Raw genomic sequence first — 23,560 nt, forward strand, 5'->3', positions numbered from 1 at the left:
TCCTCGCTTTCATCATAAAGGTGGCAATTCTGTTTGTCCAACACTTATTTTGCATCTATTCACACTGAAACGATACATAATGAGAATGGAATGAGAGCCTTTTTTAGTTTTAAGTGATGACGTGTATGTGATCTTTCTTGTGCTTGAAGCTTGCCCTTGCTATACTAGCATCGATTGCAATGAGAAATCCTCTGCTTGACATCGATCATGTGTTTAATCAGCAGAATGAGTAAGATGGTCTGCGACTCTCATCTTTCGAAGGATGGTGATGAATGGAATTACGTCAGTTACGTTACTTTATGATGGTTGCAGAGGAACTGCACTTCGCACGAGCTGCGGAGCGCTTACATATGGCACAACAGCCATTGAGTTTTCAGATCAAACAGCTGGAAGAGGAGTTGGGAGTACTCCTTTTCAACCGGACCACGCGACATGTGGAATTGACTGATGTTGGGAAGGGATTGCTGGCGGAAGTGCGTCTGGCCTTTCAGCATCTGGACGAGGGACGCGCACTGGTGCAGCGCGCCAGGCGGGGAGAAATAGGGCGATTGATTGTCGGATATTGGAGTACGACGCTTTATAGTGTGCTACCGACCATTATTCGCATTTTCCGCGAGCGTTTTCCTGCGGTGGAAGTGATATTAAAAGAGTTGCATTCGCCAGCTCTAGAGCAGCAGATAGCTGAAGGATTGGTTGATGTTGGCTGTATCGTGGTTCCACCTATGCAAGCTGTGCCATCGTTGGAGATGGAAACTATTGCCTCAGATGCGGTAACGATCGCGCTTCCGTTTAATCATCCACTGGCGGTGCAAGAAACAATTCAGCTGTCTGCGCTTTCCAACGAGTCATTTGTTATGTGCTCACGTAAAGACAAACCGCAGGCAAATAAACAGTGGATCGAACTCTGCCGCACGGCGGGTTTTAGTCCGCATGTGGTTCAAAAGGTTGCAAGCGAGCAGGCACTGATTGGTCTGGTTGCTGCTGGTATCGGTGTCTGTTTCACGATGGCAAGTTTGAGCCATGTGCGGTCTGATGAAATTGCGTATCGCGTGATTGATCCACCTATCAATGTAAACGTTGCCCTGATTTGGAAACCAGGAACCATGTCACCGCAAGCGCAATCGTTACTCTCGATCGCACGCGACCATTGTTAGAATCTATTGTTATTCTATTGAGTATCTGTGGATAAGATCTCATTTGTTCAAGGTGATCAAGCCAGCCGACGTAGTGCTCTGTCAAAACACAGAAGGACGTTGCGTGGCAAAGGAGGATGGCTCCTTGAACCAGGCGCTCAGGCTCGCCGACGTAGCGGCGCGGCTCCGCCGTGCTGTCACTAGACGCACGAAAACGTCCCATGCGCATCTGAAAGCAACGCAGACGAGACGATCCACGGTGGAAAGATCACGCAATGGAACCCTATGGGGAGCGTGGTCGGACGAGTCACAGACAGCACGGCGGAGCCGCGCCGCTACGTCGGTGAGCCTCTCACTCCATCGCCTTCCGGAGCTGTTTTGGGACACACATCACCGATACCGCATCGGCGTGATGACTTTTGACAGAGTAGTAGCGGCGCGGCAATTTGCTTGATCGCAACGTACCGCCGTGCTGTCACTCGACGCACGAAAACGTTCCATGTGCATCTGAAAGCAACGCAGACGAGACGATTCACGGCGGAAAGATCACGCAATGGAACCCTATGAGGAGCGTCATCGTATGAGTCCACAGATCAGTAATTAGTGAAAATGAAAATGGGATAAGCATGCTCAAAATGCTTATCCCATGCCTTTGGTACCTATTGACATGTTTAGGTATTGATCAAAAAGACTTTGGATGGAGTCTCTGATATTCCTTGTACGAGTACAGAACTGTAATCGCCGTGACAAGCAAGATTGGCACGATCAAGCCAATAAATCTGATGGGTGGATCAGGTGCGAAGGCGGTGAGCAGGCCAATAATGCCTGCGGCCACGAATAACCAACCGCCCAACCTGTGCGTACGTTCCCAGACGGTATCGTCGGCGATAGTCCAGGGGGTGCGGATGCCGGCGTAGAAGTTGCGTCGCAGTTTCCCCATATAGTTTCCTATCCCGATAAAGAGCAGCGAGACGGCTATCGATATAATCGCGGTTGTGTCGATCGGGATGTGCAGGGCGACCGCTATGGTGATCAACTGGATTACTTGCATGAGTACGATGATGGCGACGATTACATAATCGGTAAAGAGGGTGGTTATCTTCTTGTTTTCGCGGTTGATGTATGGTCCTAAAGCGACCAGGCCGCGTACGAGTATTAAGATGATCAGGCTCGTTAGCGGAGGAAAGCATAAAGCTTCCAGCTTTGGTCCATAACGATCGACCTGTCCCAGCGCATTCCAGTGCATAGGTAGTTGGTCTGGCACAAATGTGTAGGCGATAATGGCGATGGTCACCTGGATGCCGATGAGGATCAGTGACATGATTAAAAGTTGCTGGCGACGTTCTCTATCTATTCCTGTATCTTCAATTTTCTCGGACATAATCTCCACCTTACGATTTTCTCGTATTATTTGTCTGGCATGACAGCGTCATCGCGTTCCTCTTCTGGCCTCTCAGGTCCGTCCTCGGACTCATCGAAGCCTCCCAGCCAGCCCACGATCTCTGTCAGCAGATCCTGAAACACAGTGGTGTTTAGCGAGTACACCTGGAATTGCCCTCTGCGCTCGACTCGCACCAGATCGGCCATCTTGAGCACGGTGAGATGATGCGATAACGCGGTCCTACCTGCTCCCACATATTCTGCCAGGTCTCCGGCGGTCCGCTCGCCGCCGCGCAGATATTTTAAGATGCGCCTGCGTGTGGGATCAGCGATAGCTTTATACGCCTCTTGCATTACCATTCACAATCTATCCATGTCCCTTCCTACTCAGCCACAACGGGCTCGTCGACGGCATCCTGTATCTGAGGACGCTCTGGTTCATGCAAGCGCCAGATGATCCATACCGAGAGCAATCCGCCGATGAGCACGATACCTTCAACGATTAATGATATATTTGTCGAGCTACCCCATATCTGTGGGATCGCTACGCTGATAAAATCAAAGCAGGCATGTAAGCCGATAGCCAGGAATAGCCAGGCGATGTTTTGCTTGCGGAAAACTTGTAATACTACTACCGATAGCGCGACATGTACAGGGATGGTCCACAAACGTTCCCAGGCTCCTAAAAGAGGGAACCATACAGGTTGCCCATTGAGCGCTGCAAACTGTTTGATGACAAGTTCATGCTGTGACGCCGATAACGTATTCAAGTTGAGTGTCGAGGTGACAAGGACATTGATCAGTGTAAGCACAGTCAGCCCGCCCACTAGCACGATGGACTCCAGGCCACCGTGTCCCAACCCGAACATCACTGCTTTGTTCCAGGTCTTCTCCTCGCGACCCATAAATAGTCGAAATCCCAGATAGCGTCCCACTTCCTCAAACAATCCGGCGGTCACTGCCAGAATGATCAGCCAGATCCAGAGGAACGTTGTTGACGTTTTCAATGGACCAGCCAGTACTGTTGCCTGCAATACCGTTACTAAGGGAACGCGTGTGAGTAATTGTACAACCAGGAAGACCAATGCACCGAACCAGAAGTATTTCCATCCCACATTTAGCCTGCGCCGGGCGATCCAGGCGAGCACCAGAGGATAGATAATCACAAAGACCAGGGCAATACCGGTCATGATTGGCCAGCTTGTATTAATGTGAACTGTCGATGGCATAATTTTAAGTCCTTTTAATGCTAAATGCAAGCATGATTTCTTGATCCATTGATCACCATTTCAGTATTTCAGCATATACTGAAATGTTAAAGTAAAAAGAGCTCTTTGTCAAGGGATTTGATAGGAATTTAGTGTGCATTTGTAAAGAGGGAAGGCTGTCTATCAGACATCCAAAATTTCGGCGATGGTCTGACGTATATCTGTTGGTTGTGCGTCCCAATCTGTGATGGCTTGGCGCTTCTTGTCTGCTAGCAGGAACAGAGAAACTGTGGAAGAAATGGCCTCATTCCACGGCTGCATTTGGGTATACTTCTTGCAGGGTGTGCGGATGGGGATTTGAGAAGTGTATCGAAATTACCAGAACAGTTCGCTCTTTGAGTGCTTCTGCTTTCTCGTAAGCTAATATACGGTATACCGCTTCCTACCGCCTATACACTTTTGATGACTTTGTTCTGATCTGGCTGCGCTCTAGCTTGATCGGGGCCGTGCGCACATCTCCTGTCTTTATCGATACATGCATCCTGATTGGATGTTGCAAATAGAATTGTGCTTTGCTTGTGCGGTTTTCCTATTGTGGGTATGAGGTGTCGCTTTTATGAAGATGAAGTTTCTGATTATTCTGGCTTTTGTGCTGAATACGTTTCTCTTTGGTTCCTATTATTCGGTGGGCAAAGAGATCCTGGGGCGTGTTGATCCGATCGTGTTTACTTTTTTCACGATGATGACTCTGGTACCGCCCGCTATCTGCATCCTGGCCTTTTCATGGCGACACCTGACACGCGCTGCGGTGAAGAGCGGCTTCCTGCTGGGTAGTTGCCTGTGCCTGGGATTATTCACGTTGGCGGTGGCCCTGAAGTATAACAGCGCGACCGGGACAGCTTTTTTCCCATCGCTCAACGGCCTGCTGGCGGCTATCTTTACCTGGGCCTTTTTGCGGCAGCCGTTGAACAAGTCGACCTGGTTTGCGGGCGTGGTTTCGGTGGTTGGGGCGGTACTGCTGATGGCCAATGCTTCGATGGGTGGGGCTAGAGGCGCTTTGATCGCTTTTATCGGTGGACTTTTCTGTACCTTCTACATTTTTCTGGCCGATCGTGAACAGAAAGATCCTTCAATTTACTGGCCGCTTTTCGGGGTTGAACTCTTAACGATGGCTCTCTGGGCTAATTTGATCGCTTTGCTCTTTGGTGATTGGCATTTTGTAAATTTCTCACTGCCGGGTGACGCGGGCGTGGTTCTGTATATAGGACTGGGTACGATCTTTTTACCAACTCTGATCACTGTTCTCTTACAAAAATATATCTCGCCCGTGACGGTTTCGTTTATCTCTATCCTGGAGCCGATCTTTGGGGCCATTGTGGCATTTTTCTATTTGCACGAGGTGCTACCACTCGATGGGTATATCGGTGGTGCGTTGATTGTATCGGGTGTCTTGATCCATACCTGGGGCACGATCGAGCGACCCGCTCAGCGACAACTTGTCATGCATCGAAGTGCCATGAACAGTCAACAGCTTCAGACATCGTGGTTTCAAGCCTTTGTCACTCCTTTGCTCTGCTGTATTGCGGGTGCCTGCTTTGTTTTCAAGCTCGGAGGATTTCCACCGCCAGTCTGGTCGGATCTCGCGCAGGCGTGGCCTCATCTACTCCCGATGCTGCAAGGCGGAGAGCGCATGGATGCTATCCTGATGCTGGCAAGTTCTCTCTGCTGGTTCATGGCCTGGCTGACGATTGCGATCCTGGGAGGACTGGTCTTTTATCGGGTATGTAGCAAACTTTTGACCACATCGGCATCTGACGTCGATCTGGACCTGTTCACTTTGCGACAGATGAGCTATGCACCACAACAATACACTGGCCCTGCTCATGCTGTCTACATGACAAGAAAGCTCACATATGAAGAGCTGGAAGAAGAAAATTCATTAGAACAACAACGTCATCTTCATCGCCGTGTTCGTCTGGCGCATATCGAGCCGGCGGATGATGAAATATATGAAGCTCCAACGCATGTGCCCAATCGACCTCGTATAGTCACGCAGAAACGCGCGTATCACGATCCGCTGGAAAAGCATTGGCATTGGGGGAATGACAATGGAGCTATGGAAGCGAGGAAACGATGAAAAAAAATGATGCAGGCGATTTTAGCGTGCTCTATGTAGAAGCAGATGATGAGAGGGGAGAACTCTTTCCCGTCATTGCAGGACAGAAAAAACCTCTGGTCTTGATGCTGGCTGAACAATCCCATGCCTTTCAGCGTCCCGAAGATTTTTCGGCGCTCAAGCATATCAAACGTCAGTACAGCCTCACGATCATTTTTGTCTTTGGACATAGCAATCAACTGAAGCAATTGGCTATCAGGAATGGCTTTCCTGTCTATTCCTCAATGGATAAGCTGGCGGATGCTATCAGTGTAGGTCAAATGTCTCGTCAACGTGCGATCTCGCGCCCAACGCTGCCTCTTGATGAGCAGCTACCACGGAGAACTACCAGACCGCTCCCGTTACAGGATCATATGGCAATGTCGACCGAGACATCAGCCGCTCCAGGCGAGCAGCCTATGAGACCGACGGAAGTCTCCTTCGTGTCCAGAGAACCGGTGATGAGACAGGCAGAAGTGCCTTTTATACCTAAAGAGCCAGTGGCCAGACAAGCGGAAACCTCCTTTATCCCTGATGAACCATTGATGAGGCAGGCAGAAGTGCCGTTTGCTCCTAATGAACCGGTAATGAGGCAGGCGGAAGTCTCCTTTACGCCCAGAGAGCCGGCGATGAGAGCAAATGAGGCCATTTTTACTGCTCAAGAGCAGGTGATTGAACGTGATACTCTGCCGCTTACTCCATCGGAGCCGGTGATAAGACAGACAGAAGCGCCTCTATTTGCCTCAGCGCCCAGGAATCGTCCCAGTTCGCCGGATGGCTTTGCTGCTTTTGATTATCGGGAACCCTATAGTGCTCCGCCGCGACCGACGTTTGTGTCCGAGCAGCGCAAGGATAGTGATCTCTTATTCCGCTCCTTTCCAGGACATGAAACGTCTGAAGGATCGTATGAAGCCATACCACGTCGACCACAATTCACTCAGACATCCAGACACAAGCGTCTATCGCGGATTGTGGTTCTTCTGACTGTGGCCGTAATCCTGGGTCTCATTGGCTCATTTCTTATAGTCTCAAGGTCGTTTCAGCCGGCTTCTACCCCTACCCATCAGGCTGTCACGCCAGCGATTGTCAATGTAGGACAACTAACCTTTACGAGTAGTGGACAGATGAATGAGAGTAGCAGCCAGGGTATTTCTGATCAGGTTGTACTCAGTATGCATAATATACCTGCTCCAGCGAGCGGCAAAAAATATTATGCCTGGCTACTGGGTGACAAAAGTCAGAGCGATCCAACCTCTATGGCGCTGGGCACGTTAACCGTCACGAATGGAACGACGCAGCTCAAGTTCGCTGGCGATGCCAAGCATTCGAATTTGCTGCTGACCACAAGTCGTATTCTGATTACTGAGGAAGATGCCGCTGTTGCTCCGATGTCTCCGTCGCTGGATACCAGTACCTGGCGCTACTATGGAGCGTTTTCGAGCGCGCCAATTGTGGCTGCCGATAATCCCAATCATTTTAGTTATCTGGATCATTTGCGCCACCTCCTCGCCGCCGATCCAACGCTGGATCAGCTTGAGTTGCCGGGCGGATTAAATAATTGGTTTTACAATAATACCGGTAAGCTCGTGGAGTGGACCGGCAGTATGCGCGAGACCTGGATGGATACAAAAGATACTGCGTTTATGCGCCGTCAGACAACGCGTGTCCTGGCTTATCTCGATGGCTCGACGTTTCTGTACAAGGACATCCCGGCAAATTCTCCGCTGCTGGTCGACGAGCGTCTGGCGCGTGTGGGCTTGCTTGATGTGAATGGTCCCGATCAGGAACCGCCCGATTATGTCGAGCACATCAATAAGCATCTACGCGGCTTGTTGGAGGCAAATGATACATCTGCTAGCTTGCGAGCTCAGATTACTCAATTGATAGCCGCAATTAACAATATCAACCACTGGCTGACGCAGATTCGTCAGGACGCCCAAAAGATTGTCAAAATGAGTGATGCGCAGTTTGCTCAACCGTCAACGCTCACTTTGATCAATGACATGATCACAAATGCGAATAGTGCCTTTGCGGGTCAAGTTGATCCCACAACTGGTCAGGCACAGCCCGGGGTCAGCTGGCTGCACGACCACATGCAATTGTTGGCGACGGTAAATCTAACGAAAGTACAGCCCGACGCCAGTGGTGCTATTCCGCAACTCTTGCCCGGGCAGATGAGTACCAAGGCATTTGTACCTGTTGAGGCGGAATAATGATGATTTGGCAAAAAACATATAAAATTGCTGTTTTACACAACTCATTGTCTGTCGACGGTGGGAGGAGCGCGAATTAGGTATGGAGAAGCGTTTATTCATTATGCTCACCCTTTTGGTGATCATTGGAGGGATAGCAGGAACTTTTTCATCCTCCATCGCGAAAGCGCTCACGCCCTCAATGACATTTATGCAGGGACAGACAACGCGTCAGGGGCAGATGAGCTCAGCGACGAAGACACCGCCAGGGCAAGGCAAGCAGACAGGGACTAATCCAGGGAAGAGTAGTACTCAAGTACCAGCGACTCCCGTACCATCGATGGCATCGGCGACTCCCGTGCCATCGATGGTTCTGGCCCAGGACACGTTTCGGCGTGCTAATCAGCAACTGTGGGGACAATCCAGCGATGGTCGTCAGTGGCAGGGAGATGCGAATACATCTAATGCTTTCTCGATCAAGGCGTCGACCGGACAGGTTACGGGAGCTGGTACCTTCAATGCTATCCTGGGTAATGCGAGCGACAATGTGAATATACAGCTGAGTGGGCAGGTGAATCAATTTGGTTCAGGCGTCAATATGGGAGCGCTGCTACGCTGGAAAGATAATAATAATTGGTATAAGGCCTTGATCGATGGTCAGCATCTGATCATTTTGAGGCGTGTGAATGGCACATCATATCAGCTTGAGTCGGTGCCCTTCCAGGCGCAAAACGGTATTGTATACAACATCCGTTTTCAGGCGATCGGCGTGCTGCTCTTTGCGAAAGTATGGCAGAGCGGTAAGCAGGAGCCAATCGATTGGATGATTACTCTTTCCGATACGTACTTGACGAGTGGGCAGGCTGGCTTGCGTTTAGTCTTGCAGTCAACGACGGTCATGAAGATGACCTCATTCCTGGCGACCCCGGCAGCAATGGGTGGTGATTCATAACGTATAGATAGATAGTATATGGAAGAGAAATTTGTATGGAATGGGATGACGTAACACTGCTCTCAGGGAAAAAGTTTGGATGGAATATGATGATTGAGAATGTAAAAGAAGCATACGTACATCATCGCTGGGTAAAATTTGTTGCATTGCTGGGCATTGTGCTCAGTGCTCTATTGCTACCGCTTTGTTCTGGAGGCTTTCCACCCTGGGCATGGCGTTTTCTTGTCCAGGTCATTCCACATCTTCCATTGCTCTGGGTTTCCCAGGGAGCCATTATTCTCTTGCCCCTGATTGGATTGTGCTTGCTCTCTCTTTCGCTGCTTATCTTATGGATGCTTGTGCTTGTGCTGGGAGGCCAGGTGATTACGCATATCTGGCGCGACTTTTCAGCTCGTCAGTCATTTGAGGATGATCTTCGCGCCGCCACTCTACTGGCCGAGCAGGCACTGGATGAACATCCTGATCTGTCCGTTGTATCGACACAGGGAGCCTCAAAGGGTCAAAAACGTCAGACTCAACCGATGCAGGTACGTGTTCCTTCGTTACAGCCTGATGCCGTCCGTCAACGCACAACCAAAGTTCTCACCGAAGCTGAAGCTGAACGGCGCACCGCTGCGGTAGCCTCTACTGCGGCCGCGAAAGCGACCGCTTCTGTGGCTCCTAAAGCGACCGCAGAAGTGCAATTTCCAGGCTTGAGCTATCCAACGCCTGTCCTGCGTCCAAAGCAAAATGGAGATGCTCGGGAAGTTGGCCAGAAGGCATCACGTCCAGCAGCTGCGCCGCAGTATGCTACGCGCAATAGTCAGCCATCTTTCCTTACACTTCCGCAGAAAGATCCTACTACGCGTGAACGCTTACGCGCCATTCCTCAGACGGCCGTCGAGGACGCTCCTCAGCGCGCCCAGAGCACTGCTTTGATGGGAGATCAGATCTTTGCAGAGCCTCTCTCGCGTGAGCCGGAGACTCCTCGTCACTACGATCAGATCAGCTTTGATGGACAGATTCTGGATGATGAGTTGGAAAGCGCTTATGGGCAGGATGAGGAGCAGACACGCCTGCTGGACGATGGGGTAGCGGATGAGGAGATGTATATAGATGAAGATGATGATGAAAGCGCTTATATAGAAGATGAGGATGAGGAGACACGCTCGTTTGAAGATGGCCTGGAGATCGATCTCTGGGAGACACGCTCTGATGATCTCAAGGACGAGGTGGACCTTGATCAATACGATTTTCTCGATAGTCAGGGTGAAGAGCTGCAAGAGGGTGAATATCCCATTCCGGCACGTTATACCACGCTGCCAGGCGAGAGCGATGATTTTGATTTTGATCAACAATCGTTGCCGATCAAGTATGGTGTCCCCACCAGTGGTATGCTCAACTTACTAGTGGGAATCGGTATCGATCCAGGATTGAAACGTAAAGGTGCTCCCAACGAAGACAGCCTGTTTGCCATCCAGGGCATCCGCGTCACCGATGAAGGATCTCATCCGGCGGGACTGTTTGTGGTCGCAGACGGTATGGGGGGTCATTCCAATGGACGTGAGGCCAGTCGGACTGCTATCCACTCTATCAGCGACGTGATCGTTCCCGCACTTCTGCGCGACGTCAGCGGCAATAGCGCCAAAGAGGAAAAGGCTTTGTTCCTGGATATGCTTAAAAACGGTGTCCATCAAGCGAACCTGGCCCTTTATCGTCGCAATCGTGAACTGGCCCCGAATATGATGGGGACTACCCTCACCGCCGCCCTACAAGTAGGCACGACCGCCTACATCGCTAACGTAGGTGATAGCCGCACCTATCTCTATCGGCCATCCGAAGGCTTATCGCAGATCACCCATGACCACTCGGTTGTAGCGCGTCTGGTCGAAGACGGGATCATCACGCCCGACGAGATCTATACGCATCCCAAGCGCAACCAGATCTATCGCTGTCTTGGCGAGCACGCATCCGTTGAAATGGATGCCTTCGTCGTCAGCTTGCAGGTAGACGACATCCTGCTACTCTGCTCCGATGGCCTCTGGGAGATGGTCCGCGACGATGCCCTTGAGAAGATCATCGCCAGCTCCTCGCATAATCCCTCTCAGATCAGTGCTTTACTCGTCCAGGCCGCCCTCAACCACGGCGGCGTCGATAATATCAGCGTCATCGCCGTAGGCCTCACCTCAAAGTAGCGTCGTGCCCTCGGGCACGATGTCCCACTCGACGTACGATCAGGCAGGCCAGCGTGGTGCGCCGAAATCCTGCTGTCTTGTACGAGCTACTGGGACATCGTGCCCGAGGGCACGACGCTACTTTTCAGATCCCGTATTTATCAATATATTGCAAAATAAAAATATCAATATGCAATGATATCGTGTATAATTCATAGGAGTCACTGTGTAAATTAACTCATATTTGTATTTATCGATAAAATATGGCACAGTATCTTTTATTGGTCATCGGTGATGAAGGGGGTCTTGATGTCTTATTATAGCGTTAAAGCGGAACTAGAGCAAATTTCTGGACATTTTCTCCATTTCGCAGAATATCAGGCTGCGCCAGATGATTCTCCTCTCTATGCATTTTTGGCTCGCCATATTGCTGCCGATGCTGAAATGCTTGCTCTTGCCAAGTCTGCTCCGCCAGATCAGCCGATGGCTCCTATCTTTCTTGCTGCTGTGCATTATCTGCTTTTGAGTGGAATTCAACATCCCTTAAGTGCATTTTATCCGACCTTGACGGCTACTCCGAGGAGTATCAGCGAGGTCTATCCGACCTTCCGTGAGTTCTGTTTGGCGTATGCGGTGCAGATCCGTGAGATTATGAGTACGCGGCTCGTTCAGACTAATGAGGTGCGTCGTTGTGCATGCATGCTTCCTGCCTTTGAGATTATCTATCAGCTGGGGCAGGGGCGTCCGATGGCGATTATTGAGGTCGGCACGAGTGCCGGTGTGAATCTTCTCTGGGATCAGTATGGCTACGATTATGGCGACGGAAAAGCATACGGCCTCCCGGGTGCGTCTTTACAACTGGATTGCGAGCTGCGTGGCGAGCGAGAGGCTCCTCTTCCACAGCAGATGCCGACGGTGAGCCTGCGTATTGGATTGGATCTGCATCCGATTAATATCAATAATGCTGATGCGCTGCTCTGGTTACGAGCTTTGATCTGGCCTGAGCATAGCGAGCGCGTCACTCGATTACAAAGCGCTCTGGAAGTTGTCAGGCAGCATCGACCGCTGGTGATGGCTGGCGATGCTCTGAAGCTTTTGCCAATGATTATGGCGAATGTGCCCTTTGATATGACTCTGTGTGTTTTCCATTCGTTTACTCTGAATCAGTTTTCTCCGGAAGCGCGTAAACAGTTTTCGGCTGTGTTGATCGAAGCGAGCAGGCATCGAGAGATTTTTCGTGTCTCCTATGAAGGATTGACTCCGCAGGCGAAAGATCCTCTGCTGGATCTGTTTCTATATGTGCAGGGGACGGAAATGAGACAGTTGGTGGGGAAGGCTTCGGCCCATGGCAATTGGCTGGAATGGGTGGCATAACAGTCGTCAGGAGTCTGGGAGTGGGTTTAAGGCTGTTGCGTGTGATGAGATCGTCGCATTTTGCGACCTCCGTACTAGATCGGTATGCTAACGCCGACAAACAACCTCACGACATGCGCGTTGATAGCGATTATTTTGCCGGAAAATAGTTGCTTGATGTGCTATTGTTACTGTTAGAAAGGTTGTTCCTATTATGTGCGGAGGTTTTGATGCAAAAGTCTGAAGCAGATCGTGTTGCTGGCCGCTATGGTTTCGAAGAGATCGCGGCTAATCAGTTAGAGGCGTGGCCTAATGCGTATCCTGACCGGGATTATGTGACTCATTTTGAAATTCCGGAGTATACATGTCTCTGTCCACGCTCTGGCTTCCCGGATTTCGCCACCATCATTGTTGATTATGTGCCCGATAAATCTGTGGTTGAACTAAAAAGTTTAAAATTGTATATTAATGCTTTTCGTAATCGGCAAATTAGCCATGAAGCATCGGCGAATGCTATTCTGGATGATCTTGTAGCTCTGCTTTCTCCTCGTTGGATGCGTGTCGTCGGCGATTTTACCGTCCGTGGAAATATTAAAACGGTTATCACAACCGAGTATGCCCAACCGACTTATCAGGGAGCACGTCCGGAGTTGAAGCGTTATCTTCCAACTACCGGCTAGTTCATCATTTATCCATTTGTGCGCAACAGGAGGAAAATTATGCCTATAACCAATCGAGCAGTTTTGATTGTCAGTGGTGGAATGGATAGCTGTGTGCTGGCTCATTATTATGCCGCCGCTGGCTTTCAACTGCATTTGCTTTCATTCGATTATGGACAGAAACATGTGAAAGAATTGACGTATGCCGAACGTTATATTACCGATCTACGTACGCGCTATCCTCAGCTGGAGATTGTCCAGACGACGATCGAGCTGCCTATCGCTCGGCTTCTGACCGATTCCGACTCGGCTCTGATTAATCAGGAGCGCAAGATGCCTCATGGTCATTATACTGATGATAGTATGAAGGCGACGGTCGTTCCGTATCGGAATCCGAATATGCTGTTGCAGGCGGCCACTGTGGCGTGGAATGAGCATGCCAGCGTTGTGGCGTATGCCGCCCATCAAGGGGACTACGCACAATATCCCGATTGCCGCAAGATCTTTGTCGATGCGTTTAATACGCTGCTGTCTGTCGCGATGGAAGGGCAGCAGATCGAAGTTGAGTCGCCATTTATGCGCTTCTCAAAGGCTCAGATTGCGCGCCTCGGTGCGAGTCTGCACGTGCCCTTTGAGTTGACCTGGAGCTGCTACGAGGGTGGCAATGAAGGCTTAGGCGATAGCCATTGTGGCATTTGTGGTACCTGCGTCGAACGCTATGAAGCATTTAAAGTCGCTGGTGTACCCGATCCAACTGTCTATGCTAACGATCCTGAACAATATTTACATGTTCCCGGACGTGCCGATCAAGCATAATTGAACCAGGAAGCGAGCTTGCCCACACGAAGAATGAGACGAGGAAATCTGATGACACGATACGCTATTATCACCAAAGAATTTACCTTTGAGGCAGCCCATCATCTTCCTAATCATCGCGGTAAATGCCGCCGTCCGCATGGACATTCCTATCGCTTACAGATTTCCTTGCGTGGACCGATTACGAATGCGCCGGGCGAGTCGAGCGATGGGATGGTGATGGATTTCGATGACTTAAAGACGATTGTGAGTGCGACGGTCCTTGACCAGCTCTCGGACGCTGTCCCTCTGGGAAAAGATGCTCAGCCGGTGGAAAAAGGTGGCCTGGATCATAATGATCTGAACGCTCTTACCGGCATTCGTACGACGGCTGAGAATCTTGTGCATTGGATCTGGGATGCCCTGGTAGCAGGCGGTGTACCCGATACACTGCTCTACAGCATCAAACTATGGGAAACTGAAAAAGGGTATGTGGAGATTACACATGCCGAACGTGAGGAGTTGTAGGGATGATAGAGACTACTCAAACTGTGCTGCCACGCACGAAGACGATCATGGTATCCGAGATATTCGGTCCCACGATTCAGGGTGAAGGCGCATTGATAGGGAAGCCGACTGTGTTTGTTCGGACCGGTGGTTGCGATTATCGCTGTTCATGGTGTGATAGCTTATACGCTGTCCTGCCGGAACACAAAGGAGAATGGCAGGCGCTGGACACCGAGCAGATCTTTGCAGACATCCAGCGTCTCTCGGGGGACACGCCACTGCTCGTCACGCTCTCGGGTGGTAATCCTGCCATCCAGCCGTTAGAAGATTTAATTGACCTGGGACATGCACATGGCTATACCTTTGCGATTGAAACGCAGGGGAGTGTTAGCCAGCCCTGGTTTGCTAAATTAGATTATCTGACTCTTTCTCCTAAGCCACCGAGTAGTAAACAGGTGACACGTTGGGAACGGCTGGATCGTTGTATACTCAACGCGACGAATAAACAAGCCGATCATGAAATACAGATCAACCTGAAAATTGTTATCTTTGATGAAGAAGATTATGCTTATGCCAGATATGTCACCGAACGCTATCCGGCATTACCGATCTTCCTGCAAGCAGGAAATCATACGCCGCCACAATCTTCATCACAGATTGACATATCGGGCATCTTGGATCGTATGGATTGGCTCATCCAGCGAACAATTGCAGATCGTTGGTATGATGCGACTGTGCTTCCACAATTGCATACGCTCTTGTGGGGGAATAAACGTGGCGTATAATTCCCATTGGGCAACACAGCGAACTGCACTGAAATGAGGATAAATAAATATGGTATTGCATGTAGATCAGGACCACGCGAGAAATAATGGTCATGCACAACATAATGGCCATGGTGAAGACGCCTCTGTGCTAGACTGGGACCTCTCACAGGATGAGCTTCCGGCAGAGCAAGTAGCTACAAGGATGGTAGATTATCCCAGGTTGCTGGAGTTAGGGCGTGAGTTGCTTGTAGCTCTGGGTGAGAATCCTGATCGAGAAGGATTGCAAGATACACCTCGGCGCTGGGCCGACTGGTGGCGCGAGTTTATTGAATACGATCCAGGAAAAACTGAAACGACCTTTAGCTCCACCTCTACCGATCAGATGGTCTGTGTTTCAGGCATGCGCGTCTTCTCACTGTGCGAGCATCATCTCTTGCCGATGTGGTGCGATGTCTCGATTGGCTATATTCCCGCCGGGCAAGTGCTTGGCCTCTCGAAATTCGCGCGTATTGCCCATCAGTTTGCGCATCAGCTCCAGATTCAGGAGCGTCTTGGCCAGCAGATCGCCGATGAGATCAGTCGTATCACCGGGAGCGCCGATGTGGCTGTAACGCTCAAGGGTGAACATCTGTGTATGTCGGCACGCGGTATTCGTACTCCTGGTGTGATGTCCTCGTCGGTCATGCGCGGTGCGTTCCGCTCTGATCGCGACCTGCGTATGGAGTTCATCGAGATGATTCGCTCATAATTGAGCAACATCCGGGAGTGGTGATTGGGTGGAAGCGGTTCTTTTTGTCAGCAAAACGAGCCACTTTCTGCCCTTTTTTTGTGATCTTGTCCCTCCTGGGACTTTTGTCCCCGAAGATGAGGATTGGCCTGGTTTCAGATATATTTGCTTGCATATGACGATTTCTTACGTGAATTGGAATATTGTATATAAGCGTACAATCAAGCAAGCAAGTAGACGTAGCGCCGTGGTCTTGCGCCCGGCGGCCACGTGACGTACGATTCGTTCGTTTTCGTCATACAATGCTGAACATGCGCACTGGTATCTCTGGAATATGATGGGGAACATTTCCGTGCGTGAACTGGTCGCCGGGCGCAAGACCACGGCGCTACGTTGGCGAGCATTGATGCCTGGGGAAAGAGTATTTCTCCCTCATTACATATGGAGGCTGCAACGATTGTTTAGTCATGAATCTGTTCCGACTGCTCTTGAGGGCGCTCCTTATTTGCAGCCGCCCCCGGGACGCAGTTATGTGCGCTCGTTTCTTTTTACACGCCGCGTGGATGCTCCGTTAGCGCGCATTCACTTGCTGGCACGTATTCTGTTGATTATCTGTCTCTCGGCGGCTCAGTTTCGCACTATGAGCACTGCTCATCCCGATATTGTGGGGTCGATTGTGCTGTGGATACCGAGTGTTCTCTTATTCTTCTCTAGTGGTATTCATGCGAAGGTTGCTCGCCTCTATCTGTTATTAATCATCCCCACTCTTTTGAGTCTATTTTTAACCTGGACCTTTTTGAATCCTGTGCCTGGATCAATAATCTTTGTAGATACTCAAGTCTATCCTGGCTTTATTACTCTCAGCCTGGCTGCCTGGCAGCCGCTCTGGTTGGCGATTGTGATTGCTTATTATTGGTGGAAGCGTGCGATTATCAATGGTGTGATCTTTGCGAGCGTTGCTGCGATCCTTGTCTCATGGCTGCTTCCATTGCCCTCGTTGGTGCTGGGTCACGTTTCGCTCTATCATCCGCTGACTTTGATGATCAGTGATCAGGGACTGCTGCTGGCGTTGACGAAGGTGATTAGCTATTCTGGGATGATGATTACTACCCTGGCCGTCGTGTTCACCTGTCGCGATATAGAACTGATGGGGCTGTTGCGACAGTTGCATCTGCCACAGCCGATAATTTTCTTCTTGAGTACCGTCTTCCGGGCTTTGAATCTGGCTCTGAGCGACTATGAGACTATCTATCAGGCGCAGATAGCACGAGCTGTCAATGCACAGCCGCGTAGCTTTTATCGTCGCCTGCGCGATCTGGCAAGCATCGCTGTGCCGATGGTGGCGATGATGATACGTCGCTCTAGCGAGATTGGCGATGCCTTACTGGCTCGCGGATATCATCTAAGGCAGCAAAGCGAGAATTTCTACGAGACGAGTCCCTGGAGAGCAATCGATTGGATGGTGTTGATTATTTGTCTGGCCCTGTTGTATATGGCTGTTGGTCCCTATCCCGGCCTGACAGTGCTGTTCCAAAGATGGTGGTAAAACGATGGTGACAAAGGAATTTAGAGATAGATCTGATCAGCCATTGTCCGGTGTGGCAGGGAGACTGGATATGGGGACCCCTCAAGGGATTGTGCAGGTGGCGGGATTGTGGTGGCGTTATCCAACCTTTAGCGAGCAGGCCGGTGCCTGGACGTTGCGCGATCTTACTTTTCAGGTGCAGCCGGGCGAGTGCTTTGGGATTACTGGTCCCAGTGGTGCAGGCAAAACGACGTTGTGTCGCGCACTGGCTGGTATTATCCCGTATACGACGCGTTTCACTGAGGAGCAATTTCCACATCATTTTCGTGGTCAGATCAGTGTGATGGGGAAATCTGTCAATGCGACAACCTCTACCGATCATAAGATGGGTATGGTGCTCCAGGATCCAGAGAATCAGTTTTTGCGTATGAGTTTGCTGCATGAATTAGCGTTGGGACTCCAGATTCAAAATGTGCCCAAAGCTGAGATTCTGGAACGGATCTATCAGGCCCTGCAATGGGTTGGCCTGGAAAAGCTCTGGCATGGTGCCGTGTATCTGCATCCCTCAGACCTTTCTGGTGGACAGAAGCAGCGTGTCGCGATTGCCTCGTTTCTGGCGATGCGACCCGAGATTCTCATCCTGGATGAGCCAACCAGCGATCTTGATCCGGTAGGCAAGCGCGAGGTGATTGAAACTATTGCCCGCCTGCGTCGCGATTATCATATGACAGTCATCCTGGTCGAACAAGATCCTGAAATTCTGGCCGCATTCTGTGATCGCATCGCTTTGCTGCACAAAGGTCGGATCGAATTGATCGCTCCACCAGCCGACTTTTATAGCGCCAAAGATGTCCTGGAACGCAGCGGAGCCTCGGCTGGAGAGTTGACCCGCATCTCCTGGGCAACTGGCTGTACCTTTAAGGAGCGAGCTCCTCTTTCGTTGCCTCAAGCTGAAGTGGCTTTTATGTCAGCCTTTGAGCGCGTGCAGCTACCAGCGATCGTAGAGGCGGCTGCCAGTGCTTCTCGGGAGGCCGTTGTCCAGGCTGAGGGAGTTGTCTATAGCTACGGTGATGGATCTCTGGCTTTGAAAGGCGTTGATTTGTCGCTCTATCGTGGCGAGATGCTGGCTCTGCTTGGACCAAATGGGAGCGGGAAGACAACTTTTGCCAAGATTATCGCTGGTATTTATCGCGCCACGCGTGGACGCTTGCAGGTCTTTGGACAGGATACCGCCTCGCGTAAAGTGAGATCGCGGCTCCCAGGCTCAGTTGGCTACGTCTTTCAGAATCCCGATCACCAGCTCTTCTGCCGCAAGGTCAGCGACGAGATCGAATATGGATTAAAGAATCTGGGCATTGATGCCAAACGACGATGTGCGATGGTGGCTGAGACTCTGGAGGCTGTTGGGCTAACCAGTTATGCCAATGAGGATCCTCTCTTTTTGAGCAAGGGACAGCGTCAGCGTCTGGCTGTTGCGGCCGTACTGGCTATGGGACCAGACATTCTGGTCGTTGATGAGCCGACTACAGGTCAGGATTATCACTCGATCACGAGCATTATGAGCCTGCTCTGCGACCTCCAAAAACAAGGCAAGACCATCCTGGTGATCACACATGATATGACATTGGTCGCGGAATATTGTCAGCGAGTGGTAGCTTTCCGCGAAGGAGAATTATCCTTTACCGGCACGCCAGCGGAATTATTTAATACCGACGAAATTTTGCAACAGACGGGCCTGCGTCCACCGGTCACAGCGGCATTGTCCAATTATATGCGTCGCACGCAGCCTGATTTTCCATCCTTACTGACGGTCGCCCAATGGGAAGAGGCGCTGAAATCATCGTAACGCGCCCAGAATTTTTTGTGCTTTGTGCATGATTTCAAGATAATATGTCGCGTGATGGGGACAAAAATCTCTGATCGTGCACTGCTTGTCGTTGCTCTGTAAGGTCCCATCCGCTTGCCTGAGATAGCCGTGAGCAATGATGCTCTCTGTTTCTCTCAGGATCAAGCGCTCAAAGTCGTGCAAGGCAATAGAAAAAATTCCTTGCACTTCCTCTTCTTGCAGCATAAAGGTATCCAGAGGCTGTTTCAGAAGGTAAAAATAGCTATGACCAAACTCGTAATCTTTGAGCTTTCCAAGCGTAATCTGATCTTTGATAACACCCGCAGCAATAAGATCTTCAAAGGCCAGATGCAGACCTAGTTCTTCTTGGATTTCGCGTATACCATCCCGTGGTGTCTCGTGGGAGAGCAAGTGACCAGCGGCTGTGATATCTAATGTGTTGGGGAAGTCCTTTTTTTGTGCGGCACGAAGTTGAAAGATGAGAAATGGTTTTCCCCGCTCTTCTGTGAGAAACCAGCATTGAAACGTCTCGTGCCAATAACCATATGCATGTACCTCTGCCCGCGTGCGTGTGCCGATACGCTCCATTTTTTTCGTAAAAATAGCGAGTTTCTCAGTTTCCATCACTTGTCATCTATCCTCTCATCGTTTAAACGCCTGGAGTAGAGATTCTTACTCAATTGTGTGCAAATTATATCAAATTGAACAAGTGTCTCGTTTGCTGGCAGCTCTTTTCTGACATCACTCCAGGTATATACCTGGAGCTTATCTGCGAGCGTATGCATGTATTTCAGTCTTTATCGTGTCAAATCACTGGAGTCAAGAACATTTCAAGTTCAATTTCATCGCGTATAGGAATGTCATTTTTTCCCAGCAAAGGAATGTGCGGTTTAAGCTGGCGTGACTGCTCTATAGCGTTTCGGTGGACGGTAACCAGAACAAAGTTGCGCTTTTGATAAAATTGGAGGGCAGTCAGATTATCATTGGTGGTAATGAGCCAGAGACGCATGCAGCCAGCCTGTTGCGCCGCTTTTTTTACGGCATCAATGAGCAACGTTCCAATTCCCTGTGTGGGTCGCAGGCTGTCGATACTCACGATTTCACACATTGCCCCTTCTTGATGATAGGTAATCACACCGACGCGCTGACCTTGGTCTTCAGCGATAAAGCCGGGCAATCTGGCTAGCTCATAGCTTACTCCATGGCTGATCACGATAGGTGCTCCCCAGCGTTCACTGGCAAATTGAGCCAGCCACGTCTCGTCTTGTGGTGAGATGGCTCGAAGCGTAATCTGTGGCCTCTTTTGAATTCCTTCTGGAGTAGCGGCATGTGGAACCCCCTGATCTTGAGAGGAGGTTTTCTTCTGGCGTTGTGGCAGAGCAAAGAAGATTGCTATTAATAGGCTAAGGATGATACTTGCTGGCACATTGATCCAGGCCATGGCAAATGTGAATATATAAATAAACGGCCCTAAAGTATATTGTCGATTGATGGCTTTTACACCTTGTGGATCAACGTCTTTGTGTAAGAGTCGGTTATGATAAGAGGCATAGCGCCAGAGCAGGTTATAGCAGATGGCCAAAACGATATTTGTTCCACTGTACATAATGGCGGCTAATTTTCCGTTAGGATAGTTTTTATACTGCTCTGCTACTACGGCTGTGGGGTAAGGGATGAAAACAATGATGAGTAACAGCAGTAGATTAAGTAAGAGCAAGGTGTTGTCCGTATATTGGATGCGCGTGAATAATTTGTGATGATTGATCCACATGACGCCGATCGTGGAGAAGCTGGCCACAAAGGCGAGCAACATCGGCCATTGGCTGAGCAGATATTCGTCAAGATCAGCTTTAATGTCTGGTCCTGGGATCGCGATATCGAGGATGAGTAATGTAATCGCAACGGCAAAGACACCATCACTAAAAGCTTCAATACGTCCTGTCTCCTGGAGATTATCCATGGGGTAACTCCCTTCGTCTTTTAGCCATGCAAGTGGCAAATATACCGTTTTCATCATACCATACATGAGATGGATAAAGCATTCTACCGGTAAAAATCCTATTTTTATAAAAAGACGAAAATATCTGAACAACCCTTGATCTATGCAGGAAAATTATTGAAATGCTGAGTCAACTGAGACATTTATCCAAATAGTAAATAAATATTGACGGATCTTGACAGGCACTTTCACTCTATTGTATCTTAATAAGCACCTTGTATTCATCAAGAAAACGGCGAGAATATTTTTGTTGTGCTTTACTTATATTCTCTATTTTGTATGTCTGTCTAGTTATATATGCGTAATTAGATGATGTTGTCTTACCTCAAGGAACTACCATTTCTATGCGTAAAAATGCAATTGTTCAACATATAATCTTTGCCTCAAGCGGAGTGATTGTAACCATTCTCGTCGTTGTGGCATATTATGTGAATCATCCCGGTGTGGAAATCCTTTCTGATACGTGGAGTTACCTCTATGTGGTAGACCGTATACAAACAACCGGGCAATTTGTTAATTTTTGGCGACTGCCCGCTTATCCGTTTTTTATTACATTTGTCTATATATTGACCGGACAGGGGAATAATGCCGCTGTAAGTATTGCACAGAGCGTCTTATTTGTGTGTGCTACGCTCGAAATTTATATCTTAACGGCCCTGATCTTTAAACATGCCTGGATTGCGTTACTGATCAGTCTGTTTGTAGGATGTAATCTCACGCTTTTGTCTTATATCAAACCATTGATGTCTGAAAGCCTGGGATTGTGGGTGGTGATCTCGCTGGCATTGAGCACTGTGTTATTGTTACGGACTTTACGGCGGCGTCTTTTCTGGTTGGTTGTTTTTTTTATGTTTCTGCTCTTTATGACGCGTCCTGAATGGCTCTATTTCCCACCTTTGCTCTTTGCCTACATTTTGTTAATCGCTTTCTGGCGCCAGAAATTTCGTTATCTCCTTCCACATGCCATTGCTGCGACGCTACTGCTTTATATGGCTGTCGGTGTATATATCTATGTAAATGCGACGCAAAATAATTTTGTAGGCGTGACCTGGGTGCAAAATATTAATGAGCTTGGAAAGATTTTGCAGTATAATATGCAAAATGATGCGACATCCGCGCAATATGCTACTATTCAACATGCGATTGTTAGTTATAAATCTCAGGGGATCTACGATCCTTATATTATGATGGGGCACCATCCACAAATGTTTCGTGACAACTTAAAGCTGGCTGGTAGCTATGCGGTCTCTTTGATAATACGTCATCCTGTAACCTTCGTAAGGAATACCATCCCAATTTTTTTTACCTCATTAACTGTGTTTGCAAAGGAATCGGTGGTAGAGCCAACCGGTTTTATGGCTGCTCCCCTCTTCGGCCTGCAACGGGCCGCACGTCATTTTCACGAGAGCAATGTATTCGTTCCTCTGGCGGCGGTATTCTGGATATGTGCTTTGTGTATTAAGCAGGTTCGGCAACAATTACGCGTGCAGTCCTTGGGATTTTTCATCCTTCTGTGCACGTACGGGATAATTATTACGGCGTTTGGGGGGTATCGCGATCTCGATTATATGCGTATCCATGTGCTGTTTGAGCCTTTGATGATTATCTTATTATGGGGAACTTTTCTGGCTGGCATTCGCTTTGTCTTTATGCGCCAGATTGATAGAAAGCGAAAGAATGCAGAGCCTAAATATGCAGGAAAACATGACTATTTACTGTCCGGCGTTTCAAAGTAATATGAATTTTAGTGCCAGGAGTGACTCTCTATGCCCAGGTTTCCCTATCTATTTTGTATTGGCTGTATTGCTATCGTGATACTTTTGAGTGGTTGTGGATTACAACCAATACAAGCTGTGCAAGCTCTGCATCCGGTTGCGTGCCATCATGAAGCCTTCGTGGGCATTATATATGTCACTCTCGAAAATGATGGCTCTGATGCCGGAACGTCATCGATGCATATTTCATATACAGTTGGTGACGCTCAAAAAATACCTGTCAATATTCAGACACAGTTGCCGTTGATTCCGGCACAGACGCAACGCATGGTGATGGTGAACGTTCCTACCGCTACACCAGGGGTCCTGGCTGCTACCGATACCACACATTATAGGACTCCCGAAGGCCACATCGTGATCCAACTGAGCAATAAAAGTGGAGGAGCTGAACAGTCAACCAGCACTTTTCCTTTTAATTGTTAGTTATTTTGGCG

At 49.4% G+C, this 23,560-nt stretch carries 22 protein-coding genes; 16 read left to right on the plus strand and 6 right to left on the minus strand.

Annotated elements, in window-relative coordinates:
* The first annotated feature begins 272 nt into the window (after positions 1–272).
* Positions 273–1,154 (plus strand): LysR substrate-binding domain-containing protein, encoded by an 882-nt coding sequence (locus AC27N8_RS11335; protein ID WP_487066981.1) that lies wholly within the window; start codon positions 273–275, stop codon positions 1,152–1,154.
* A 103-nt stretch (positions 1,155–1,257) separates the two neighbouring features.
* On the plus strand, positions 1,258–1,587 hold the full coding sequence (locus AC27N8_RS11340) for a hypothetical protein (RefSeq protein WP_487066983.1): 330 nt from the start codon (positions 1,258–1,260) through the stop codon (positions 1,585–1,587).
* A 228-nt stretch (positions 1,588–1,815) separates the two neighbouring features.
* Here AC27N8_RS11340 and AC27N8_RS11345 read toward each other — a convergent pair whose 3' ends face one another.
* The 4 genes from AC27N8_RS11345 to AC27N8_RS11360 all read right to left on the minus strand — a co-directional run bounded on the left by AC27N8_RS11345 (position 1,816) and on the right by AC27N8_RS11360 (position 4,042).
* Positions 1,816–2,514 carry an SdpI family protein gene (locus AC27N8_RS11345; RefSeq protein ID WP_487066985.1) on the minus strand — a complete coding sequence of 233 codons (699 nt, stop codon included), beginning with the start codon at positions 2,512–2,514 and terminating at the stop codon, positions 1,816–1,818.
* Between the two features lie 26 nt (positions 2,515–2,540).
* Entirely contained in the window at positions 2,541–2,867 is a 327-nt protein-coding gene (locus tag AC27N8_RS11350; RefSeq protein ID WP_487067924.1) for a metalloregulator ArsR/SmtB family transcription factor, read from the minus strand.
* Positions 2,868–2,896: 29 nt separating this feature from the next.
* Positions 2,897–3,742 (minus strand): YhfC family intramembrane metalloprotease, encoded by an 846-nt coding sequence (locus AC27N8_RS11355; protein ID WP_487066987.1) that lies wholly within the window; start codon positions 3,740–3,742, stop codon positions 2,897–2,899.
* 162 nt (positions 3,743–3,904) lie between these two features.
* Positions 3,905–4,042, minus strand: coding sequence for a hypothetical protein (locus tag AC27N8_RS11360; RefSeq protein WP_487066989.1), 138 nt, complete (start codon positions 4,040–4,042; stop codon positions 3,905–3,907).
* A gap of 295 nt (positions 4,043–4,337) precedes the next feature.
* Here AC27N8_RS11360 and AC27N8_RS11365 point away from each other — a divergent pair, with 295 nt between their 5' ends.
* The 12 genes from AC27N8_RS11365 to AC27N8_RS11420 all read left to right on the plus strand — a co-directional run bounded on the left by AC27N8_RS11365 (position 4,338) and on the right by AC27N8_RS11420 (position 19,352).
* The gene (locus tag AC27N8_RS11365; RefSeq protein ID WP_487066991.1) at positions 4,338–5,858 is read left to right on the plus strand and encodes a DMT family transporter; all 1,521 of its coding nucleotides are present in this window, start codon (positions 4,338–4,340) and stop codon (positions 5,856–5,858) included.
* Complete coding sequence (locus AC27N8_RS11370; protein WP_487066993.1) at positions 5,855–8,089, plus strand: hypothetical protein; 2,235 nt, start codon at positions 5,855–5,857, stop codon at positions 8,087–8,089. The genes AC27N8_RS11365 and AC27N8_RS11370 overlap by 4 nt, the downstream gene beginning before the upstream one ends.
* An 82-nt stretch (positions 8,090–8,171) precedes the next feature.
* Positions 8,172–9,020 (plus strand): hypothetical protein, encoded by an 849-nt coding sequence (locus AC27N8_RS11375; protein ID WP_487066995.1) that lies wholly within the window; start codon positions 8,172–8,174, stop codon positions 9,018–9,020.
* 35 nt (positions 9,021–9,055) lie between these two features.
* Positions 9,056–11,194 (plus strand): PP2C family protein-serine/threonine phosphatase, encoded by a 2,139-nt coding sequence (locus AC27N8_RS11380; protein ID WP_487066997.1) that lies wholly within the window; start codon positions 9,056–9,058, stop codon positions 11,192–11,194.
* Positions 11,195–11,482: 288 nt separating this feature from the next.
* A complete protein-coding gene (locus AC27N8_RS11385) occupies positions 11,483–12,547 on the plus strand; it encodes a DUF2332 domain-containing protein (protein WP_487066999.1) in 1,065 nt (354 codons plus the stop codon).
* Positions 12,548–12,756: 209 nt separating this feature from the next.
* Positions 12,757–13,206 carry a preQ(1) synthase gene (gene queF / locus AC27N8_RS11390; RefSeq protein ID WP_487067001.1) on the plus strand — a complete coding sequence of 150 codons (450 nt, stop codon included), beginning with the start codon at positions 12,757–12,759 and terminating at the stop codon, positions 13,204–13,206.
* 39 nt (positions 13,207–13,245) lie between these two features.
* Complete coding sequence (queC, locus tag AC27N8_RS11395) at positions 13,246–14,001, plus strand: 7-cyano-7-deazaguanine synthase QueC (RefSeq protein ID WP_487067003.1); 756 nt, start codon at positions 13,246–13,248, stop codon at positions 13,999–14,001.
* Between the two features lie 51 nt (positions 14,002–14,052).
* A complete protein-coding gene (locus AC27N8_RS11400; RefSeq protein ID WP_487067005.1) occupies positions 14,053–14,508 on the plus strand; it encodes a 6-pyruvoyl trahydropterin synthase family protein in 456 nt (151 codons plus the stop codon).
* Positions 14,509–14,510: 2 nt separating this feature from the next.
* On the plus strand, positions 14,511–15,272 hold the full coding sequence (gene queE / locus AC27N8_RS11405; RefSeq protein ID WP_487067007.1) for a 7-carboxy-7-deazaguanine synthase QueE: 762 nt from the start codon (positions 14,511–14,513) through the stop codon (positions 15,270–15,272).
* A 49-nt stretch (positions 15,273–15,321) separates the two neighbouring features.
* The gene (folE, locus tag AC27N8_RS11410; RefSeq protein WP_487067009.1) at positions 15,322–16,002 is read left to right on the plus strand and encodes a GTP cyclohydrolase I; all 681 of its coding nucleotides are present in this window, start codon (positions 15,322–15,324) and stop codon (positions 16,000–16,002) included.
* 313 nt (positions 16,003–16,315) lie between these two features.
* Positions 16,316–17,527: an energy-coupling factor transporter transmembrane component T gene (locus tag AC27N8_RS11415; RefSeq protein ID WP_487067011.1), complete on the plus strand. Its 1,212-nt coding sequence runs from the start codon at positions 16,316–16,318 to the stop codon at positions 17,525–17,527.
* Positions 17,528–17,597: 70 nt separating this feature from the next.
* The gene (locus AC27N8_RS11420; protein ID WP_487067013.1) at positions 17,598–19,352 is read left to right on the plus strand and encodes an ABC transporter ATP-binding protein; all 1,755 of its coding nucleotides are present in this window, start codon (positions 17,598–17,600) and stop codon (positions 19,350–19,352) included.
* On the opposite strand, the gene AC27N8_RS11425 is transcribed toward AC27N8_RS11420, so the two are convergent.
* The gene (locus AC27N8_RS11425) at positions 19,344–19,976 is read right to left on the minus strand and encodes an NUDIX hydrolase (RefSeq protein ID WP_487067015.1); all 633 of its coding nucleotides are present in this window, start codon (positions 19,974–19,976) and stop codon (positions 19,344–19,346) included. The genes AC27N8_RS11420 and AC27N8_RS11425 overlap by 9 nt on opposite strands.
* Positions 19,977–20,157: 181 nt before the next feature.
* Complete coding sequence (locus AC27N8_RS11430; RefSeq protein WP_487067017.1) at positions 20,158–21,312, minus strand: GNAT family N-acetyltransferase; 1,155 nt, start codon at positions 21,310–21,312, stop codon at positions 20,158–20,160.
* A gap of 383 nt (positions 21,313–21,695) precedes the next feature.
* Here AC27N8_RS11430 and AC27N8_RS11435 point away from each other — a divergent pair, with 383 nt between their 5' ends.
* Entirely contained in the window at positions 21,696–23,087 is a 1,392-nt protein-coding gene (locus AC27N8_RS11435) for a hypothetical protein (protein WP_487067019.1), read from the plus strand.
* Between the two features lie 30 nt (positions 23,088–23,117).
* Positions 23,118–23,549 carry a hypothetical protein gene (locus tag AC27N8_RS11440; protein WP_487067021.1) on the plus strand — a complete coding sequence of 144 codons (432 nt, stop codon included), beginning with the start codon at positions 23,118–23,120 and terminating at the stop codon, positions 23,547–23,549.
* Positions 23,550–23,560: the final 11 nt, after the last annotated feature.

The sequence above is a fragment of the Dictyobacter sp. Z7_2 genome (assembly GCF_057551105.1).

What these genes read in the sequence shown, in the direction of transcription:
- folE (WP_487067009.1), top strand. Translation starts at nt 15,322, where the DNA reads ATGGTATTGCATGTAGATCAGGACCACGCGAGAAATAATGGTCATGCA.
- AC27N8_RS11435 (WP_487067019.1), top strand. Translation starts at nt 21,696, where the DNA reads ATGCGTAAAAATGCAATTGTTCAACATATAATCTTTGCCTCAAGCGGA.
- AC27N8_RS11380 (WP_487066997.1), top strand. Translation starts at nt 9,056, where the DNA reads ATGGAATGGGATGACGTAACACTGCTCTCAGGGAAAAAGTTTGGATGG.
- AC27N8_RS11420 (WP_487067013.1), top strand. Translation starts at nt 17,598, where the DNA reads ATGGGGACCCCTCAAGGGATTGTGCAGGTGGCGGGATTGTGGTGGCGT.
- AC27N8_RS11430 (WP_487067017.1), bottom strand. Translation starts at nt 21,312, where the DNA reads ATGGATAATCTCCAGGAGACAGGACGTATTGAAGCTTTTAGTGATGGT.
- queF (WP_487067001.1), top strand. Translation starts at nt 12,757, where the DNA reads ATGCAAAAGTCTGAAGCAGATCGTGTTGCTGGCCGCTATGGTTTCGAA.
- AC27N8_RS11355 (WP_487066987.1), bottom strand. Translation starts at nt 3,742, where the DNA reads ATGCCATCGACAGTTCACATTAATACAAGCTGGCCAATCATGACCGGT.
- AC27N8_RS11370 (WP_487066993.1), top strand. Translation starts at nt 5,855, where the DNA reads ATGAAAAAAAATGATGCAGGCGATTTTAGCGTGCTCTATGTAGAAGCA.
- AC27N8_RS11365 (WP_487066991.1), top strand. Translation starts at nt 4,338, where the DNA reads ATGAAGATGAAGTTTCTGATTATTCTGGCTTTTGTGCTGAATACGTTT.
- AC27N8_RS11400 (WP_487067005.1), top strand. Translation starts at nt 14,053, where the DNA reads ATGACACGATACGCTATTATCACCAAAGAATTTACCTTTGAGGCAGCC.
- AC27N8_RS11425 (WP_487067015.1), bottom strand. Translation starts at nt 19,976, where the DNA reads ATGGAAACTGAGAAACTCGCTATTTTTACGAAAAAAATGGAGCGTATC.
- AC27N8_RS11375 (WP_487066995.1), top strand. Translation starts at nt 8,172, where the DNA reads ATGGAGAAGCGTTTATTCATTATGCTCACCCTTTTGGTGATCATTGGA.
- AC27N8_RS11345 (WP_487066985.1), bottom strand. Translation starts at nt 2,514, where the DNA reads ATGTCCGAGAAAATTGAAGATACAGGAATAGATAGAGAACGTCGCCAG.
- AC27N8_RS11360 (WP_487066989.1), bottom strand. Translation starts at nt 4,042, where the DNA reads ATGCAGCCGTGGAATGAGGCCATTTCTTCCACAGTTTCTCTGTTCCTG.
- AC27N8_RS11385 (WP_487066999.1), top strand. Translation starts at nt 11,483, where the DNA reads ATGTCTTATTATAGCGTTAAAGCGGAACTAGAGCAAATTTCTGGACAT.
- AC27N8_RS11415 (WP_487067011.1), top strand. Translation starts at nt 16,316, where the DNA reads ATGATGGGGAACATTTCCGTGCGTGAACTGGTCGCCGGGCGCAAGACC.
- AC27N8_RS11335 (WP_487066981.1), top strand. Translation starts at nt 273, where the DNA reads ATGGAATTACGTCAGTTACGTTACTTTATGATGGTTGCAGAGGAACTG.
- queE (WP_487067007.1), top strand. Translation starts at nt 14,511, where the DNA reads ATGATAGAGACTACTCAAACTGTGCTGCCACGCACGAAGACGATCATG.
- queC (WP_487067003.1), top strand. Translation starts at nt 13,246, where the DNA reads ATGCCTATAACCAATCGAGCAGTTTTGATTGTCAGTGGTGGAATGGAT.
- AC27N8_RS11440 (WP_487067021.1), top strand. Translation starts at nt 23,118, where the DNA reads ATGCCCAGGTTTCCCTATCTATTTTGTATTGGCTGTATTGCTATCGTG.
- AC27N8_RS11350 (WP_487067924.1), bottom strand. Translation starts at nt 2,867, where the DNA reads ATGCAAGAGGCGTATAAAGCTATCGCTGATCCCACACGCAGGCGCATC.